The 532-nt window shown below is 63.9% G+C and carries 1 pseudogene; it reads right to left on the minus strand.

Annotated elements, in window-relative coordinates:
* A pseudogene (locus C9414_RS21040) lies at positions 1-532 on the minus strand (ribonucleoside-diphosphate reductase subunit alpha); the annotation flags it as partial.

Consider the following 532-nt stretch of genomic DNA (forward strand, 5'->3'; position numbering starts at 1 on the left):
CCAGCGAGCAGGCGATCGCTTCGTCCGGGCTGAACACCTTGGCCGGGGCCGCGCTGCTCACCGTGGTCTTGGCGATCTTGGTGGCCGGACGCGAACGCAGGTAGTAGGTGGTCTTGATGCCCTGCTTCCAGGCGTACATGTACATGGACGACATCGCACCGATGTTCGGGCTTTCCATGAACAGGTTGAGCGAGGCCGACTGGTCGATGAAGGCACCACGCTCGGCGGCCATGTCGATCAGCGAACGCATCGGCAGTTCCCACGCGGTGCGGTAGACCTCGCGCAGGGTTTCCGGAATCTGCGCCACGCCGGCGATGGAACCTTCGGCCAGCTTGATGGCATCGCGCATGTCAGCGGTCCACAGGCCCAGCTTCTTCAGCTCGTTGACCAGGTAACGGTTGACCTGCAGGAAGTCACCGGACAGGGTCTCGCGCTTGAACAGGTTGGACACCTGCGGCTCGACGCACTCGTAGCAGCCGGCGATCGAGGCGATGGTCGCGGTCGGGGCGATCGCGATCATCAGCGAGTTGCG

It is taken from the genome of Bacillus sp. Nf3 (assembly GCF_003028545.1).
GTDB lineage: Bacteria > Bacillota > Bacilli > Bacillales > Bacillaceae > Bacillus > Bacillus safensis.